General features: G+C 59.2%; 13 protein-coding genes. 6 read left to right on the top strand and 7 right to left on the bottom strand.

The window, feature by feature from the left end:
• Nucleotides 1-406 precede the first annotated feature (406 nt).
• Nucleotides 407-2,284, top strand: a complete 1,878-nt coding sequence (locus ACP7E0_RS13640; RefSeq protein ID WP_426125564.1) for a L,D-transpeptidase family protein — start codon at nt 407-409, stop codon at nt 2,282-2,284.
• Nucleotides 2,285-2,353: 69 nt separating this feature from the next.
• Here ACP7E0_RS13640 and gph read toward each other — a convergent pair whose 3' ends face one another.
• Nucleotides 2,354-3,031 carry a phosphoglycolate phosphatase gene (gene gph, locus ACP7E0_RS13635; protein WP_426125563.1) on the bottom strand — a complete coding sequence of 226 codons (678 nt, stop codon included), beginning with the start codon at nt 3,029-3,031 and terminating at the stop codon, nt 2,354-2,356.
• Nucleotides 3,032-3,250: 219 nt separating this feature from the next.
• Between gph and rpiA the strand changes: the two genes are divergently transcribed.
• The 3 genes from rpiA (at nt 3,251) to gor (ending at nt 6,250) form a co-directional block, all read left to right on the top strand.
• The gene (gene rpiA, locus ACP7E0_RS13630; RefSeq protein WP_426125562.1) at nt 3,251-3,943 is read left to right on the top strand and encodes a ribose-5-phosphate isomerase RpiA; all 693 of its coding nucleotides are present in this window, start codon (nt 3,251-3,253) and stop codon (nt 3,941-3,943) included.
• Nucleotides 3,944-4,103: 160 nt separating this feature from the next.
• On the top strand, nt 4,104-4,655 hold the full coding sequence (locus ACP7E0_RS13625) for a DUF2059 domain-containing protein (RefSeq protein ID WP_426125561.1): 552 nt from the start codon (nt 4,104-4,106) through the stop codon (nt 4,653-4,655).
• A gap of 206 nt (nt 4,656-4,861) precedes the next feature.
• A complete protein-coding gene (gene gor / locus ACP7E0_RS13620) occupies nt 4,862-6,250 on the top strand; it encodes a glutathione-disulfide reductase (protein WP_426125560.1) in 1,389 nt (462 codons plus the stop codon).
• Here gor and ACP7E0_RS13615 read toward each other — a convergent pair.
• Nucleotides 6,228-7,136, bottom strand: coding sequence for a LysR family transcriptional regulator (locus ACP7E0_RS13615; RefSeq protein WP_426125559.1), 909 nt, complete (start codon nt 7,134-7,136; stop codon nt 6,228-6,230). The genes gor and ACP7E0_RS13615 overlap by 23 nt on opposite strands.
• A gap of 405 nt (nt 7,137-7,541) precedes the next feature.
• Here ACP7E0_RS13615 and ACP7E0_RS13610 point away from each other — a divergent pair, with 405 nt between their 5' ends.
• Both ACP7E0_RS13610 and ACP7E0_RS13605 read left to right on the top strand, forming a co-directional pair.
• Complete coding sequence (locus tag ACP7E0_RS13610; protein WP_426125558.1) at nt 7,542-8,915, top strand: class II 3-deoxy-7-phosphoheptulonate synthase; 1,374 nt, start codon at nt 7,542-7,544, stop codon at nt 8,913-8,915.
• 122 nt (nt 8,916-9,037) lie between these two features.
• Nucleotides 9,038-9,436 (top strand): GFA family protein, encoded by a 399-nt coding sequence (locus ACP7E0_RS13605; RefSeq protein WP_426125557.1) that lies wholly within the window; start codon nt 9,038-9,040, stop codon nt 9,434-9,436.
• Between the two features lie 15 nt (nt 9,437-9,451).
• Here ACP7E0_RS13605 and ACP7E0_RS13600 read toward each other — a convergent pair whose 3' ends face one another.
• The 5 genes from ACP7E0_RS13600 to ACP7E0_RS13580 all read right to left on the bottom strand — a co-directional run bounded on the left by ACP7E0_RS13600 (nt 9,452) and on the right by ACP7E0_RS13580 (nt 15,585).
• A complete protein-coding gene (locus ACP7E0_RS13600; protein ID WP_426125556.1) occupies nt 9,452-10,387 on the bottom strand; it encodes a hypothetical protein in 936 nt (311 codons plus the stop codon).
• Nucleotides 10,388-10,604: 217 nt separating this feature from the next.
• On the bottom strand, nt 10,605-12,338 hold the full coding sequence (locus tag ACP7E0_RS13595; RefSeq protein WP_426125555.1) for a pilus assembly protein TadG-related protein: 1,734 nt from the start codon (nt 12,336-12,338) through the stop codon (nt 10,605-10,607).
• 1 nt (nt 12,339) lies between these two features.
• Nucleotides 12,340-12,762: a TadE/TadG family type IV pilus assembly protein gene (locus tag ACP7E0_RS13590; RefSeq protein WP_426125554.1), complete on the bottom strand. Its 423-nt coding sequence runs from the start codon at nt 12,760-12,762 to the stop codon at nt 12,340-12,342.
• A 236-nt stretch (nt 12,763-12,998) separates the two neighbouring features.
• Nucleotides 12,999-13,550, bottom strand: coding sequence for a DUF1003 domain-containing protein (locus ACP7E0_RS13585; RefSeq protein WP_426125553.1), 552 nt, complete (start codon nt 13,548-13,550; stop codon nt 12,999-13,001).
• An 88-nt stretch (nt 13,551-13,638) separates the two neighbouring features.
• A complete protein-coding gene (locus ACP7E0_RS13580) occupies nt 13,639-15,585 on the bottom strand; it encodes an LTA synthase family protein (protein WP_426125552.1) in 1,947 nt (648 codons plus the stop codon).
• Nucleotides 15,586-15,636: the final 51 nt, after the last annotated feature.

The following is a 15,636-nucleotide window of genomic DNA, read 5'->3' as shown; positions in this document are numbered from 1 at the left end:
GGGGCGGGTGCCACGCTACAATCGTTTAAAATACCGTCCGTTGGATGTTTCCTGCGATTGCTCGCTGCGATGACCGTTCGCACGTCCGGGCGCCGGTCAGCATGTGCCTTTTCAGACACAAGCGGGCGGATAGTTTAGCCAGCGTTTTCCGCAGTTTTTGTGCAGCGCGCGGATTTTCTTTCGCCGTGAAGAAATAATGCAGGGAATTCAAATTTTTGGATGTCCTGATCCGTCTTCTTCATGCAGCCGCCCTCACACATTTGTGACGGTCTGCAGAGGCTTTCCAAGGCGCGCGTTTCCTTTTCATTCACCATCCTTTCTTATAAGTACGAAAGCCTGGTGACATGACGGTGCATCAGGCGCGAACCGCTGGTGGCGGCAATGCGATACGGGGACGAGTGAACCTATGAAATTGATGAAGACCGCTGCGATCGTGACACTGATGACCGGGTGTGCGTTCGCCTCTCTCGGTGTCCAGCGCGCCGAGGCATTGAATCTTCTGGATCTCTTCCGGAAGAAAAAGCCCGTTGTCGAAGAGTATCAGCCCCTGCCGGGCGTCGAGCAGATGCAGCCCGTGCAGAAACAGGCCGCGCGTCCGTTGCCGAAGGTGACCTCGCCACAATACTACACCTACAAGGCCGAGCCGCTGCGCCGCATCGCCACGGCAAAGCTCGTCGATCCGGTGGTGACTGGCTCCGTCCGTAGCGACGTCCTGCCGCCGGCGCCGACTGCCGCGCTCGCCGATGCCCGCCAGTTTCTTCCCGAAGTCACCGCCTACGCTCCGGCCGACGTCGCCAAGGCAATCGAGAATTTTTATGCCGGCCGCGATGGGTTTGTCTGGATTGACGGCGAAGCGCCAAACACAGCCGCCAAGGCAGCACTGACCGTCTTGGGGCAGGCGGCAAGCGTCGGTCTTGATCCCCAGGATTATGCCATCAATGCGCCCTCCGATACATTCGACCGCAACGACATGGCATCGCGGGAAAAGGCGCTGGTCGAGTTCGAGATCCAGCTGTCCGCCGCAACACTCACCTATATCGCCGACACGGTACGTGGCCGCATCGATCCGAACAAGATTTCCGGCTATCACGATTTTAAGCGCAAGGACGTCAACCTGAAGGGCAAGCTGGAAAATATCGCCAGAAGCCACGATGTCGCTGCCTACCTCAATTCCCAGACGCCTTCCGGCGTTGAATTCCTGGCGCTGAAGCGGGAACTGGCGACGCTGCAGGCACAGACCGGCGATGCACCACGGATCACGATCGCGCCGGGCACTTTGTTGAAGCCGGGTATCAGCAATCCGGAATTGGCCAATGTCGTCGCTGCCATCCGTGTCAAGGGCTCCGATGCGCTGAAGGTCGAACATTCGCTGACCCTCTCCGCTTATCAGGGAACGCCGGACTATACGCCGGAACTGGTGGCGCTGGTCGAGGGCTTCCAGAAGGAGCACGGCCTGACGCCGGACGGCGTCGTCGGCAAGGCGTCGATCCGCATCCTGACGGGTGGGGACACGACCGAAAGCAAGGCCGCGAAAGTTCGGATTGCCATGGAGCAGGCCCGCTGGCTGCCCGCCGATCTCGGCAACCGCTACGTCTTCATCAATCAGCCCGCCTACATGGTCTATTATCACGATCAGGGCGCCGAGCAGTTCTCGATGCGGGTTGTCGTCGGTTCCAAGGCGCATCAGACATTCTTCTTTGAAGACGAAATCCAGACCGTCGAGTTCAACCCCTATTGGGGCGTGCCGCAGTCGATCATCATCAACGAGATGCTGCCCAAACTGCGCAACGATCCGGGTTATCTCGATCGTCTTGGCTATCAGGTGGAACTCAAGGGGCGTCCGGTGTCGTCCTATGATGTCAACTGGAACGGCTCGACGGCCGGTGTCGCCGTGCGCCAGCCGCCAAGCAGCGACAATGCGCTGGGCGAACTGAAGATCCTGTTTCCTAATACGCATGCGATCTACATGCACGACACGCCGTCGAAGAGCTTCTTCAAGAAGGACGACCGGGCGCTCAGCCACGGTTGCGTGCGTCTGGCCGATCCGCGCCGGATGGCCGCTGCCGTGCTCGGAACGTCTGTCGAGGATATCGGCAAGCAGATCGCCGGCGGCCGCAACAAGGGCGTGTCCGTACCGGAGAGGATTCCGGTCTATGTCGCCTATTTCACGGCGTGGCCGAACAAGGACGGAGCGGTCGAATATTTCCACGATGTCTACGATCGCGACATGTATATGGAACGCGCCCTCGAAGCCACCCGTCAGGCACGCCGTGCCGAAGGCTGACAACGGTCCATCGGATCAGTCCATCAAAAAAGGCGGCTTCGAGCCGCCTTTTTTGTGTCCCGGCGATCATTACGCCCGCGCGATCAGGCGCCCGATCAGGTCGGGGGTCAGTTCATCGAAATGCCGGACGATGATGTCCGGCTGCAGGCTTTCGATCGGAACGTCGGAATAGCCGAAGGGAACGCCGATCGAGCGAACGGATGCGTTTTTCGCCACCAAAATGTCGTTGAGGCTGTCGCCGACCATCACCGATTTCTCCGGTGAACCGCCGGCAAGACGGATGGTCGACAGCAGGTGTTCGGGATCGGGCTTGCGCACCGGAAAGGTGTCGCCGCCGGTAATGGCGGCGAAGCGGGATGTCAGGCCAAGTCCCTCCAGCAGGCTTCTGGCCAGCATTTCCAGCTTGTTGGTGCAGACGGCAAGGGTGTAGCCGGCGGCAGACAGGCGGTCCATGGCGGTGACGACGCCGGGATAGGGGAAAGAATCGCCCGGCATCGAGCCATGATAGAAGTCGATGAATTCCTTCATCTGCCAGTCGAGGTCTTGGCTGGAAAGCGTCTGGCCGCGCAGCGTGAAGGTGCGCTCGATCATCGCCCTGGCGCCGTGGCCGACGAGATGCGTCAGGTCGTCATAGGTCACCGGCGCAAGGCCGGCCTGCGTCACCGCATGGTTGAGGCTGGCGACCAGATCGGGCGCAGTATCGACGAGGGTTCCATCAAGATCAAACACGACAACGGATGCGGACACTGGAACCTCTTGAAACTTGGGGGAAATGTTGTCATCCGGGTAGGGGAAGCGGGGGAGAAAAGCAATCGCAACTTTACGTCACAGCGCCTGGTTTGCTTTTGCATTCTGGCTGCTATTGGGGCTTTTGTTTGCCGTTGCAGCCGTGTAAACGTCTCAGCGGAATGATCGGCACCGGGTTTTTCGGTGGCCTATCGGTGCGTTTTGAGGAGATTGTGGCGCATGGACGCCCGTCAAATGAAGATCAAGGCTGCAGCGGCAGCACTCGACTATGTCGAAGACGGCATGAGGCTTGGTATCGGAACCGGCTCGACGGCGGAGGAATTCGTCCGGCTGCTGGCCGAAAAAGTAGCTGGTGGTTTTCGGGTCGAGGGGGTGCCGACATCGGAGCGCACGGCGCGGCTTTGCCTTGAACTCGGCGTGCCGCTGAAGTCGCTCGAGGACCTTCCCGAGCTCGACCTGACCATTGACGGCGCGGACGAGGTGGATCCGATGCTGCGGCTGATCAAGGGCGGCGGCGGCGCACTTCTGCGCGAAAAGATCGTTGCCTGCGCATCCGCACGGATGATCGTGATCGCCGACGAAACCAAAGTCGTGGAGACGCTCGGTGCTTTCAAGCTGCCGATCGAAGTCAATGCCTTCGGGCTGGGCGCCACGCGTATCGCCGTTGAAAAACTTGCCGCACGGATCGGACTTTCCGGCGAAATCGATGTCCGCGCTTCCGGCGATGGGCCGTTCATGACCGACGGTGGACATCTGATACTGGACGCATCTTTTGGCCGCATTCCTGATGCAGATGCGCTTGCACGCGAACTGAACGCCATTCCCGGCGTGGTCGAACATGGGCTTTTCATCGGCATCGCCTCTCTTGCCATCATCGCCGGTCCGGCGGGGGCGAGGGTGATGACGGCTTGACCGGTTGCGGCCGACTTGGCCGCGCAGGATTGTTATCAGCGTCGCCGCCGATCGGGAGTGCCCGTTATTGTGGCGACAGCTTTAAAATTGGATTATGCAGGGGTTCGCGGATGCAAGGCGCGCGCGCAACCCGGCATCAACTGACAGGAGCGTTACAGACATGATCAATTTCGCAGGTCTCGGCCGTACAATGGCTGCAACGGCCATCATCTTTTCCGCCGTCATGGTTCCGACCCTGCGGGCGCAGGATGTAACCGATGAGCAGATCAAGGCCGCACGGGCCGCAATCGCTGCCATCAACGCCACCAACGGTTTTGACAACATCCTGCCGAACCTGGCTGAACGCCTGAAGACGACGCTCATCCAGTCCTCGCCGAACTACGAAGACCTGATTTCCAAGACGGTCGACGCCAAGGCGCTTGAGCTGGCTGCCCGCCGCGCCGATCTGGAGCGTGAAGCGGCAACGATCTATGCCAAGACCTTTACCGTCGAGCAGCTGAACGCGATCGCGACATTCTACACGTCCGATGCCGGCAAGAAGCTTTTGAACGACGGCCCGATCGCTTCGCGCGAAATGGTCAAGGCTGCCGACATCTGGGCTGCCGGCATCTCCCGCGATCTGAACGCGGCTGCAACCAAGGATCTGAGCGCGACCCTGACCGCCGGTCAGCAGCCGATCGATGGCACGGCTCCGGTGACGCCTGCGCAGTAAGGAACGGCTGCCGGTTGACCGGTCGCGTGCCTCATGTCGAATTGCTTAAGCCCGGGTCATTCCGGGCTTTTCATTTTGTATCCAGCCACCCTATATCACCATCACACGGCGGAATCGCCGGTGAGGCGCCGTATCCGTCCTTCGCGACCGCCGCCTTACCCGTGCCCGCCTTCCTTCGCATATGACCCTGCCGGGAGTATTTCATCATGGCTTCTTTCGATTATGACCTCTTCGTTATTGGCGGCGGTTCCGGCGGCGTGCGCAGCGGCAGGCTTGCCGCAGCGATGGGCAAGAAGGTGGCGATTGCCGAGGAATTCCGTTATGGCGGCACCTGCGTCATCCGTGGCTGCGTTCCAAAGAAGCTCTACGTCTATGCCTCGCAGTTTGCCGAGCATTTCGAGGATGCCGAAGGGTTTGGCTGGGCCGTCGGCGAAAGCACGTTCGACTGGAAAAAGCTGGTTGCCGCCAAGGACAAGGAAATCACCCGGCTGGAGGGGCTCTACCAGAAGGGGCTGGCCAATGCCGGAGCCGAAATCCTGCACACCAGGGCTGAGCTGACCGGACCGAACACGATCAAGCTGCTGGACAGCGGCAGAACGGTGACGGCCGAGAGGATCGTCATCGCCGTCGGCGGTCATCCGACGCCGCACGATGCGCTGCCGGGCAACGAACTCTGCATCAGCTCGAACGAAGCCTTCGATCTGCCGGAGCTGCCGAAATCGATCGTCATTGCCGGCGGCGGCTACATCGCTGTCGAATTCGCCAATATCTTCCATGGTCTCGGTGTCGAGACGACGCTGATCTATCGCGGCAAGGAAATCCTGTCACGCTTCGACCAGGACATGCGGCGCGGCCTGCATGCGGCGATGGAACAGAAGGGTATCCGTATCCTGTGCGAGGACCTGATCCAGTCCGTCACCAGGAATGCCGACGGCAGGCTGGTGGCCGAGACGATGAAGCACGGCGCATTGACCGCGGATCAGGTGATGCTGGCGCTCGGGCGCGTGCCGAACACAAAGGGGCTTGGCCTTGAGGCGGCGGGCGTTGCGGTCAACGAGCGCGGCGCGATCATCATCGACGCGTTTTCGCGCACCAGCGCACCTGGCGTCTATGCGCTGGGTGATGTGACCGACCGCGTTCAGCTGACGCCTGTGGCGATCCATGAGGCGATGTGCTTCATCGAAACGGAGTACAAGGGCAATCCGACATCCCCTGATCATGATCTGATCGCTACTGCGGTGTTCTCGCAGCCGGAAATCGGTACGGTCGGGCTGTCGGAAGACGCGGCCGCGAAGAAATTCGACGACCTGGAAATCTACCGGGCGGAATTCCGGCCGATGAAGGCGACGCTTTCGGCGCGCAGCGAAAAGACGATCATGAAGCTGATCGTCAATGCAACTGACCGCAAGGTTCTCGGCGCTCACATTCTCGGCCACGAGGCTGGCGAAATGGCGCAATTGCTTGCAATTACGCTGAAAGCCGGTTGCACCAAGGACGATTTCGATCGCACCATGGCCGTGCACCCGACAGCGTCGGAAGAATTGGTGACGATGTACAATCCGAGCTACCGGATCAGGAACGGGGAACGGCAGTAAGGGCGTTTTGCTGTCGGGGTGCCGTGGTGTCCTGGCCGGAAAACAGCGCGGCGTTGCGCTTAAGCAAATCGGCCAGTCGGTCGAGCGTCAGGCGCACCTCCGGCCGTTGCCGGTCATCGTCATTGACGGTGAGCCAGACGGGATGCGTCAGCTCTTCTATCGGCTCGCCGTCGCGGATCAGGCCGGGCAGGGCATCGCCTAAAAACAGGGGGAGAACACCGCGCCCGGCTCCAGCGCCGATGAGTTTTAGCAAAAGCTCCGGTGCATTAGTCCAGCTATGGATGTTCTGTTCATGGTGGCGGAATACCCATTTCTCGGCCGCTGACGCTGCAACTTCCGTCCCCATCGATATCCATGGGAGATCACCGTTCCACCGCTCTTCTTTTGAGCGGTAGACGCTGTAGGCAACATTGACCGACTTTCTGACGGCAAAGTTGCCGCTGCGCGGCTGTTCGTAAAACATCGCGATCATGCCGTGGCGGAAGGTGAGATCCTCTTCCGGCAACAGCCGCTTGCAGCACAGGCGAAAGCCGTCCGCTTTTCCACGAAGCTCCATCGAGCGTGAGGCCACGAACCCGCCGAGCCAGATGTCCCCGCCGATGGACACGATCGGAAGCGAGAAGGCATCGCCGTGCCAGCGCGTAATTTCGGACACCGTCTTGCGCAGGGTCTCGACATGCAGAATCAGCACCTCGCCGTCGGGCGCCAGACGGTAACCCTGCTGGCTGCGAATGAACAATGTGCGTCCCATGGTGCGCTCAAGCGCCAGCATGCGTCTGCCGATCGTCGGCGCGCTTAATCCGGCCAAAGCCGCAGCCCCGGCGAGCCCGCCTTCCGACGCCACGTGAAAGAAGAGCTTCAGATCGTTCCAATCGACTTCGTTCAAGATGGATGGCTCCTTTTACGGGCAGTATAGCGCAGACGACGGGGCATGGCATCCAACACGCGTGAAACGCATGTTTCAGCCGTGCTTCTACGGTCGCCTGCCACAAACGATTACCTGTCGGGCATCGCAAGCGGACAAGGAGGATCGTAATGAACCCGGAATGGATGATGGCCGCCGACGCGGAAACGAGGCGTATCACACGGACGAAAACCGATCCGTTGGCGGACCCGTTGGAGCGGGACGAGTGGGCGCGGCTCGATTGGATTTCCCGATTTCTGACATGGTGCGTGGCAGGGGCACCAGCCTGCTCGCAAGGCTATACAAGCAGCCTGACAAGGTCTATAAGCCCCGGACTTTCGGAGACCATGCCGGCGAAGAAGACCGGTTGATGAACAGGTGAGTATCATGGTACAGAATTGGACCCCGAACAGCTGGCGGCAGAAGCCCATCCAGCAGGTGCCGGACTTCCCGGATATGGCAGTGCTTGCCGCCGCCGAAGCGCAGCTCGCGACCTATCCGCCGCTGGTTTTTGCCGGTGAGGCGCGCCGTCTGAAGAGCCAGCTAGCCAATGTCTCGGAAGGCAAGGGTTTCCTCCTGCAGGGCGGCGATTGCGCCGAGAGCTTTGCCGAACATGGCGCGGACACCATCCGCGACTTCTTCCGCGCGTTCCTGCAGATGGCCGTCGTGCTGACGTTTGGTGCCCAGCAGCCGGTCGTCAAGGTCGGCCGCATTGCCGGTCAGTTCGCCAAGCCGCGCTCCTCCAATATCGAGAAGCAGGGCGATATTGAGCTGCCGAGCTATCGCGGCGATATCATCAATGGTATCGAATTCTCCGAGAAGGCCCGTATTCCGGATCCTGAGCGCCAGATCATGGCTTACCGCCAGTCGGCTGCGACGCTCAACCTTTTGCGCGCCTTCGCGATGGGGGGCTATGCCAATCTCGACAACGTGCACCAGTGGATGCTCGGTTTTGTCAAGGAAAGCCCGCAGGCCGAGCGCTACCGCAAGCTCGCCGACCGGATCTCCGAAACCATGGATTTCATGAAGGCGATCGGCATCACGCCGGAAACCAATCCGAACCTGCGCGAGACCGATTTCTTCACCAGCCATGAGGCACTGCTGCTTGGTTACGAGCAGGCGCTCACCCGTGTCGATTCGACCTCGGGCGACTGGTATGCCACGTCGGGCCACATGATCTGGATCGGCGACCGCACGCGCCAGGCCGACCACGCGCATATCGAATATTGCCGCGGCATCAAGAACCCGCTCGGGCTCAAGTGTGGTCCGTCGCTGACGGCTGACGGCTTGATCGAATTGATCGACCTGCTCAACCCGCAGAACGAAGCCGGCCGTCTGACGCTGATCTGCCGCTTTGGCCACGACAAGGTTGCAGAAAACCTGCCGCGCCTGATCCGCGCGGTCGAGAAGGAAGGCCGCAAGGTCGTCTGGTCGTGCGATCCGATGCACGGCAACACGATCACGCTCAACAACTACAAGACCCGTCCGTTCGAGCGCATCCTGTCGGAAGTCGAAAGCTTCTTCCAGATCCACCGCGCCGAGGGTACGCATCCGGGCGGCATCCATATCGAGATGACCGGCAATGACGTGACGGAATGCACCGGCGGCGCCCGTGCGTTGTCGGGCGCCGACCTTGGTGATCGGTACCACACCCATTGCGACCCGCGTCTCAACGCCGACCAGGCGCTCGAACTGGCCTTCCTGCTTGCCGAGCGCATGAAGGGCGGCCGCGACGAAAAGCGGATGGTCGTCAACGGCTGATCAGCGCTGCTGATTGCTGCTTGAGCGAATTGAAATTGACAGAACCGGGTTGGCTGACGAAGCTGACCCGGTTTTTTCATGGCCGCGGGGGCGGGCCAATACAGGATTTCAAGGGTTTGGACATGACAGAAGAGAATACCGGATCATGCAATTGCGGCGCCGTGCGTTTCCGGACACGCGGGACGCTGCGCGAAGTGATCGCCTGTCATTGTTCCCAATGCCGTAGGCAGACGGGGCTTTATTATGCCGCCACCAATATCGCCGATAGTGATTTGCAGCTTGAGGGCGCTGAAAACGTCACCTGGTATCGTTCTAGCCCGGATGCCCGCCGCGGTTTTTGCAGGACCTGCGGCTCGGCATTGTTCTGGAAGAGGGATGGCGATGATTATTCGTCGATCATGGCGGGGGTCTTCGATGAGCCGACGAACTTGTCCATCGGCTACCATATCTTCTGCGCCGACAAGGGCGATTTTTATGAAATCACCGACGATCTGCCGAAATTCGCCCAATCCCGCATCTGATTTGTTGATGACGGATCAGCGTCTGTCTGGAGGCTGGGCAGCCGTTTTGATCAGGCGCAAGGCTTCGTGATAGGCGCGGTCCAGCGCGCAGAACTTGATGGATTGCCAGCGCTTGTAGTCTTCGATGAAGGCTGCCGTTGCCCATATCCTGTTTCTGGTGGCGCTGCGATCCTGCCAGCCCAGCGATCCCAGGGCTTCCGCACGGGCAAACAGGCGGCGGACATGGGTGCGTGACAGGGAATAATGGCTGGAGAGTTCGGCAAAGCGCAGGTCTTCGACCCAGTAAAGCCCATCCACAGGCTCCGGATTGATGATGCGTGCGACAAAGTCGTCGAGGATGAGGCCGCCATATTCCGTCCAGACAAAGGTCGAAATACTGACAGGCGGTTCGCGCCATTCCCTGTCGGCGATCAGCCATTTTGCTGCCAGCGGCTGCGCTTTGTGGAAAATCTCCGGCGTGGCCGCAAGTTGCACCACACGGTCCCCTCCGTCGAGCAGGTCAAGGCTTCGCATCTGGCCGCGAAACCACAGGCCCATAGCCTCATGGCTGGTCTCCGTCGGTTCCATCGGGCGGCTGCGCTTGCTGGTCGAAACCGCTACGTCGCGGATGAGTTTGTAAGCCAGCAGTTCGGCCAGAAAAGCGGTTGCGGTGTTTCGGCTTGCGGCACCAAATTCAACGACATTGTCGAGAAGCCTTGAGGCGGTGATGCCGGATAGCGGGTCAGCCGGATCGCGTTGCAGATGCAAGGCGTATGCTGCCTGGGTAAGCAGCCATTTCTGCTGTGAGGCGACCAGCCGGGCAATCCTTGGAAAATGATCATACAGCTCGATCAGATGCCGCGCACCCTGCTGCAGCACCGGAAGCAATGCAGGGTTCGCTGCAAATGCGTCTAAGCCGGTGGCAGAACCTGGATCAGGATTGTCGATCGTTGATGGCTGTATGCCGGTCATGATTTTCGTGCACGTCCCTTGAGGTATTGTGTCGGGCCGGGAATCGACCAGGGCCGTATTATGGGCATATGTCACTCGCAAAACGTTTCAAGTCCATCGTTAGTTTCAGCAAGGAAGTCAAAAGACAGAACGGCTCTTCGACGTATTTTATTCAAAAAAAAGACCGGATGGCAAAGTTACCGTCCGGTCAGGAGGAAGAGAAACCAGAGTGTGACGTTTACTGGACCAGAACCGGCTGCAGGCAGTTGACGCCGGTCACACGGACGTCTGCTTCGCCGACGCGGACGCCGACGGCGAGGAGTACGTTGTACAGAAGCGTATCGATTGCTGGAGTGACGGCGCCCAATGTCTGTGCAAGTGCCGCCTGTACAAGTTTGGGGCTGCCCAGTGTCAGGAACAGCACCTGGATATCGACATCGAGGTTATTGAGCAGGGTCTGCGTTGCCGAGGTCAGGATGTCTTTGGTCGAGACAGTCTTGACGGCATTTGCAGCGACTTCGGATGGGCTGAAAGTCAACCGCTGCGGCTGCATATTCTTGGTCTCCAGATGTGCGATACCGTCGATTTTGAGCAGCGCAGAGTCGACGATCCGGGCCTTTTCGACCCGGGCGTCGTCGCTGAAGTCCGACAGCACCGACGGGTCGACCGTACCGATCGCCACTTCCGCGACGCCCGGAACAACATCGATGGAGACGCTGGCATTTGTATTGGAGCCGCCATAACAACGGATATCGGCCAGCTTACCTTCCGCATAGGCGACTTCGACATAGATCGGTAGTTTGATCTTCAAGCCGGCCAGGAGTGATAGCCCATCGATGTTGACCTCGATGGCAAGCCGGGTCTGCGCGGTGCGCACGGCGGAGCCCGGAGCACCAAGCCGGTGCGCCGGCGTCGTGACCGGCGGCTCGCCGATGGCGAGCTTGACGCTGGCGGAGGCGATGCCGGGGAGGCCCGCTATGGCTGCAAGCGAGATCTGGTTCTTGCCGTTGGCAAGTGCTGCTGCCGTCGAGACGATGTCGAGTGCGCTGATCTTCATCTGCCAGTTTGATCCGGCATCGACTTTCAGTCCTTTTTTCGGATCGATGTTGAGGATCTGCGACAGAGTGAAGGTCTTCTTGTTGTTGTGGCTGGCCGTTTCCAGAGCCTTCAAGGCTGATGTTGCCGTACTGGCAAGCCCCTGGACGGCTTGCATCGAGGCAAGGAGCTGCGGCATGGTCAGATTGGCCTTCAATACATCATCATAGGTTGCCGCAGTCAGGTTCAGACGGGTGGCGACGCTCTTCAGGAAGGGCTGGACATTGATATCCGCATCCACGAGTGCCTGGTAATCCATGACCTTGAGGGAAATCGTCGTGCCGAGCATCTGCCCGAGCAGCTGATTGAGGATGCCGCCATTTAAGCTCGCGAGCCGCGAGCCGATCGAGAAGGCGGCGAGCTTGGTACTGGCAGCGGTGCCCATCGCGCTCATCGTTGGCGGGGCGCTGAACATGGCGGCAAGATGAAGGGTCCCTTGCTTTTCGATCAAGACCTGGGCTGCATCCGAGGGGGAGGCGTTGGGGATGAAGCGCTGGCCGGTTGAAAGTGCTGGGTCGGGAACGTAGCGTCCCTTCACAATGGTGACGATGCCGTTTTTGAGAGCGCTCAGGTCGTCGGGGATCACTTTTCCATCGGCGCGGATCAATCCGCCCTTGGTTTCAAGTGCCAGGTTGAGCCCATTGGTCTTGAAATGATCGAGGGCTGCACTTTCGACGTTTGACAGATCGGAGGCGGCGACGATGGCGGTCAGATCTGCAATGCCCTGTATCTCCCGTTTCTGCAGCGTGAGATAGCCGTAGTCGACGCCAAGTCCGAGGGACAGGACTAGCAGGGGGAGAACGAGGGCACTGGATATACCGATGTTGCCGGATGTGTTCGTGAAGATGCCGCCGTGTTTGAGTAGGGTATAAGCCATGTCAGATTCCTCCTAACCTGATGGTCGCGTAGCGCTTGATCTGTTCATCGGGCATTGCAAACGAAAACAGCTTCCAGATTGGCAAGTCACTGGCATCATAAGCGATCGTGACGGTGAACTGATTGAGGTTATGGACATCGTCCTCAACGTCGATCGTCAGCTTCTTCTTGTTGATGAAGGCATAGTCCAACGTGGCCGATTGGATGAATGTATTGGCAAGGCTCTTTCTCTCGGTTTCCGATAGCCCCGCGACAGCTGTTCGCGCCGCATCCGCGGCGATCTGCTGGATCGCATGGCTGGCACTGAGATAGATGCCGTAGCCGATCATGGTGAAAATAGTCATGAAAAACAGCGGCGCGATGATCGCAAATTCGAGCGCAGCGGCGCCTCTTTTATCTTTGCGCATTGCCTTTATGAGAGACATCAAACGCACTCCCAGGTTTATGCACGATCCGAATTCTGATCGTTTTACACTTATATAGTGTGCTTCATTCGTTAATTTTCTTTCGCGCTAATAAAGCGTCTTTTAGTGTTCCGCTCTTATTTATTGCAATTTACATATTAAGGGTTGTGCCATTTTCGTTCGATAGAGCCCTCCCGGAGGATATCAGGAGCAAAATGAGACAGGGGAAAGGTGAACAAGGAGGATGGCCGGGCAGCTTAGGCTTGCGGGTTGCCGGTATCCCTGTATTGCGCAAGCTGTTCCTGCAGGTGGCCGACATCGGCGCGAAGCTCGGCGATTTCGCGCAGCAGAACGGTATCGATCTTGTGGTGCAGCGAAATCAGTTCGACCTCGGATTTGAGATTGACCTCATAGTCCTTCGAAGCGTCGAAACGATCCTTCATCGCCTGCCGGTTCTGCGACATCATGATGATCGGCGCCTGCAGGGCAGCAATCATCGACAAGAGCAGGTTGAGGAAAATGAACGGGTAGGGGTCGAATGCATCCCGTGTCAGCAGTATCGTATTGGCCACGGCCCATACGGCGAGGAAGATCAGGAAAGCGATGATGAAACCCCAGGAGCCGCCGATACGGGCAATGCTATCGGCCATCCTGTCGCCGAAGCCCTGTCCGGCAACGAAGGCGGCGTTAGTATCCTGAGACACGATCTTGCGCTCTTTGGAGCGATGAAGAACACGGCGCTCGATATCGCCAAGTTCGCTGCTCGGCTTGCCGAAAAGCACGTGGGAGATTTCGTCAAGGTGCGACATGGGCTGGCTCCGTCAGAAAACGTTGCCCTGTTCTAGCCCATGACGGTGATTTGCGGAAACGCCGAAGGCCCGGCGTCCCCGCTTCTTTTTACATTGCGTTCGCAAACAGATCGGCATGCGACTGGAAGAACCGGTCCGTGCCGTAGCGCTGGCCGAACATCATGTCGTGCTGCAGGAAACGATAATCGCGGATGAGGGGCGGGATGGTCTTCTGGCGTCCCCAGGAGGCTGTTTCCTTACCGGCGGCATCGACGAGCATGTAGCGGTCGATGATCCGGTACTTGTCGAAGATATTGCCGAGGAACTCGGTGTAATAGGGATGCTCGAAACCACCCTGCTTGAGGATCTGGTAGGACAGGAAGGCCGGGCTGATCGTGCCGATATCCTTGACCGGACCGGTCTTGTTCGACCAGACGACCAGCGGCGTTTCATGCTGTGCCTTCATCTGCTCCAGCGAGCCTTTGCGCGAGGCGGTAACGTCGTTCATGAATCCGGTGTTCGGATAGACGGTGTTGAGCGGCGGCAGGTGATCGCCGAACAGGACGATGATGGTTTCGCGGTCGCGCTCCTTGGCCCAGTCCATCAGCATCTTCAGGCTGTCGTCGGCCTCCTTGATGCCTTGCGCATAGGTTTCAAGCACCTGCTTGTCGGCAGCGGGAAGATTGCCTTCGACCTTGATGGTGTTCTTGGCGTAACGGTTGGCCTCATAGGGACCATGGCCCTGCAGGGTGACAGTGAAGAAGAAGAACGGGTCGCGCAGCTGGTCGGCCTGGCGGATGATCTCCTTGGTCAGCGATTCGTCCGAGGCGAAGATGCCGCGCTTCTGCATCACCGGCAGGTTCTCCTCCGACCTGAACTGCTCGAAGCCGAACGCCTTGTAGACAGCGCTGCGGTTCCAGAACCATTTCTGGAACGGGTGTACGGCGCGCGACACGTAGCCCTCGCCACGGAAGAAGGTGGCCAGCGACGGGATCGGGTTGCGGATATACTGTTGATACGGAATGCTGCCATAGGGCAGGAAGGCATTCGAGAAGCCGGTCAAGGCTTCGAATTCGACATTGGCTGTCATGCCGCCGAATTCCGGCGAGAAGACATTGCCGGACTGCATCTCGCGGATGGTCGGCATCGGATCGGGCGACAGCTTGACGTTGGGCAGGCGGGTCGGGTCCCAGAAGGATTCGCTCATCAGAACGATGACGTCGGGCTTGCCGCGATGGGATGTGCCGGCCGGCACCGGCTGGGTCGCAATCTTATCAATCGCATCGGACATGTAGCCCGCAGGCGCCGTGACGTTGGCCATCGGAAGGTTGAGCGCAAACGCCATGGTGAAGCCGTTGTGACGGTAGTTTTCGGTCTGGTCCCACATGATCGGGATGACCTGCAGGCGGTCGCGCACCCAGGAGAAATTGTTGTAGTCCATCATGTGGTAGAAAGCGCCAAGCAGTGGCAGGGCGACGGCAAACCGCGCCAGGCGCTGGCGCCGGGTGAGTGCCGGAAAACGGCGCCAGGCGAAACGGACAAGCCAGGCGAGGGCAATAATCGCGACAATCAGGCCGACGACGATCCCGACAGCCGTCCAGGGACGGTCGCGGACGAGAACGGGCATGAGCTCCATGATCTGGCGGCCGAACAGGAAATCCGTCGGATAAAGCGGGTCGGACAAAAAGATCTGCTTCTGCCGGCTGACGAGCGCAGGGACCAGTGCCAGCGGCGCGATCAGGATGGCCCCGAAATTTTCGCGCGCGAAGAGGGCATCGAGTGCTAGGAACAGCAGAAAGAACACGCCGGCGGTCGTCCATGCCGGGCGCGCCGGGTCGAGGAAGAACAGTGCCGCTTCCGTCGCGGAATTGCGCGCAATCCATTCAACGCAGAAAATCAATGTGATAGACAGAAGCAATGACAGCGAAAGATGCCGTGCAATCGACAGTGCCTTGGCATGGCGGGCGCCGAAACCGATTTGCGGACCATAGGCCCTGGAAGCGGTGGCAGCGATTGCTGCCGATTCAAAAATGGCCAAGGCCGTCTCCGATTTCATAAAACTGTCGTCCTAATGTCATACAGACGTCATCTTGAACGGAGGATGAAT

The organism is Pararhizobium sp. PWRC1-1, assembly GCF_049897905.1.
Taxonomy (GTDB): Bacteria; Pseudomonadota; Alphaproteobacteria; order Rhizobiales; family Rhizobiaceae; genus Pararhizobium.
Note: the sequence above shows the minus strand (reverse complement) of the source record. Positions and strands in the feature narration are given on the sequence as shown.

Coding starts and splice junctions, on each gene's coding strand:
- ACP7E0_RS13640 (WP_426125564.1), top strand. CDS start 407: ATGAAATTGATGAAGACCGCTGCGATCGTGACACTGATGACCGGGTGT.
- rpiA (WP_426125562.1), top strand. CDS start 3,251: ATGGACGCCCGTCAAATGAAGATCAAGGCTGCAGCGGCAGCACTCGAC.
- ACP7E0_RS13625 (WP_426125561.1), top strand. CDS start 4,104: ATGATCAATTTCGCAGGTCTCGGCCGTACAATGGCTGCAACGGCCATC.
- gor (WP_426125560.1), top strand. CDS start 4,862: ATGGCTTCTTTCGATTATGACCTCTTCGTTATTGGCGGCGGTTCCGGC.
- ACP7E0_RS13610 (WP_426125558.1), top strand. CDS start 7,542: ATGGTACAGAATTGGACCCCGAACAGCTGGCGGCAGAAGCCCATCCAG.
- ACP7E0_RS13605 (WP_426125557.1), top strand. CDS start 9,038: ATGACAGAAGAGAATACCGGATCATGCAATTGCGGCGCCGTGCGTTTC.
- ACP7E0_RS13600 (WP_426125556.1), bottom strand. CDS start 10,387: ATGACCGGCATACAGCCATCAACGATCGACAATCCTGATCCAGGTTCT.
- ACP7E0_RS13595 (WP_426125555.1), bottom strand. CDS start 12,338: ATGGCTTATACCCTACTCAAACACGGCGGCATCTTCACGAACACATCC.
- ACP7E0_RS13590 (WP_426125554.1), bottom strand. CDS start 12,762: ATGTCTCTCATAAAGGCAATGCGCAAAGATAAAAGAGGCGCCGCTGCG.
- ACP7E0_RS13585 (WP_426125553.1), bottom strand. CDS start 13,550: ATGTCGCACCTTGACGAAATCTCCCACGTGCTTTTCGGCAAGCCGAGC.
- ACP7E0_RS13580 (WP_426125552.1), bottom strand. CDS start 15,585: ATGAAATCGGAGACGGCCTTGGCCATTTTTGAATCGGCAGCAATCGCT.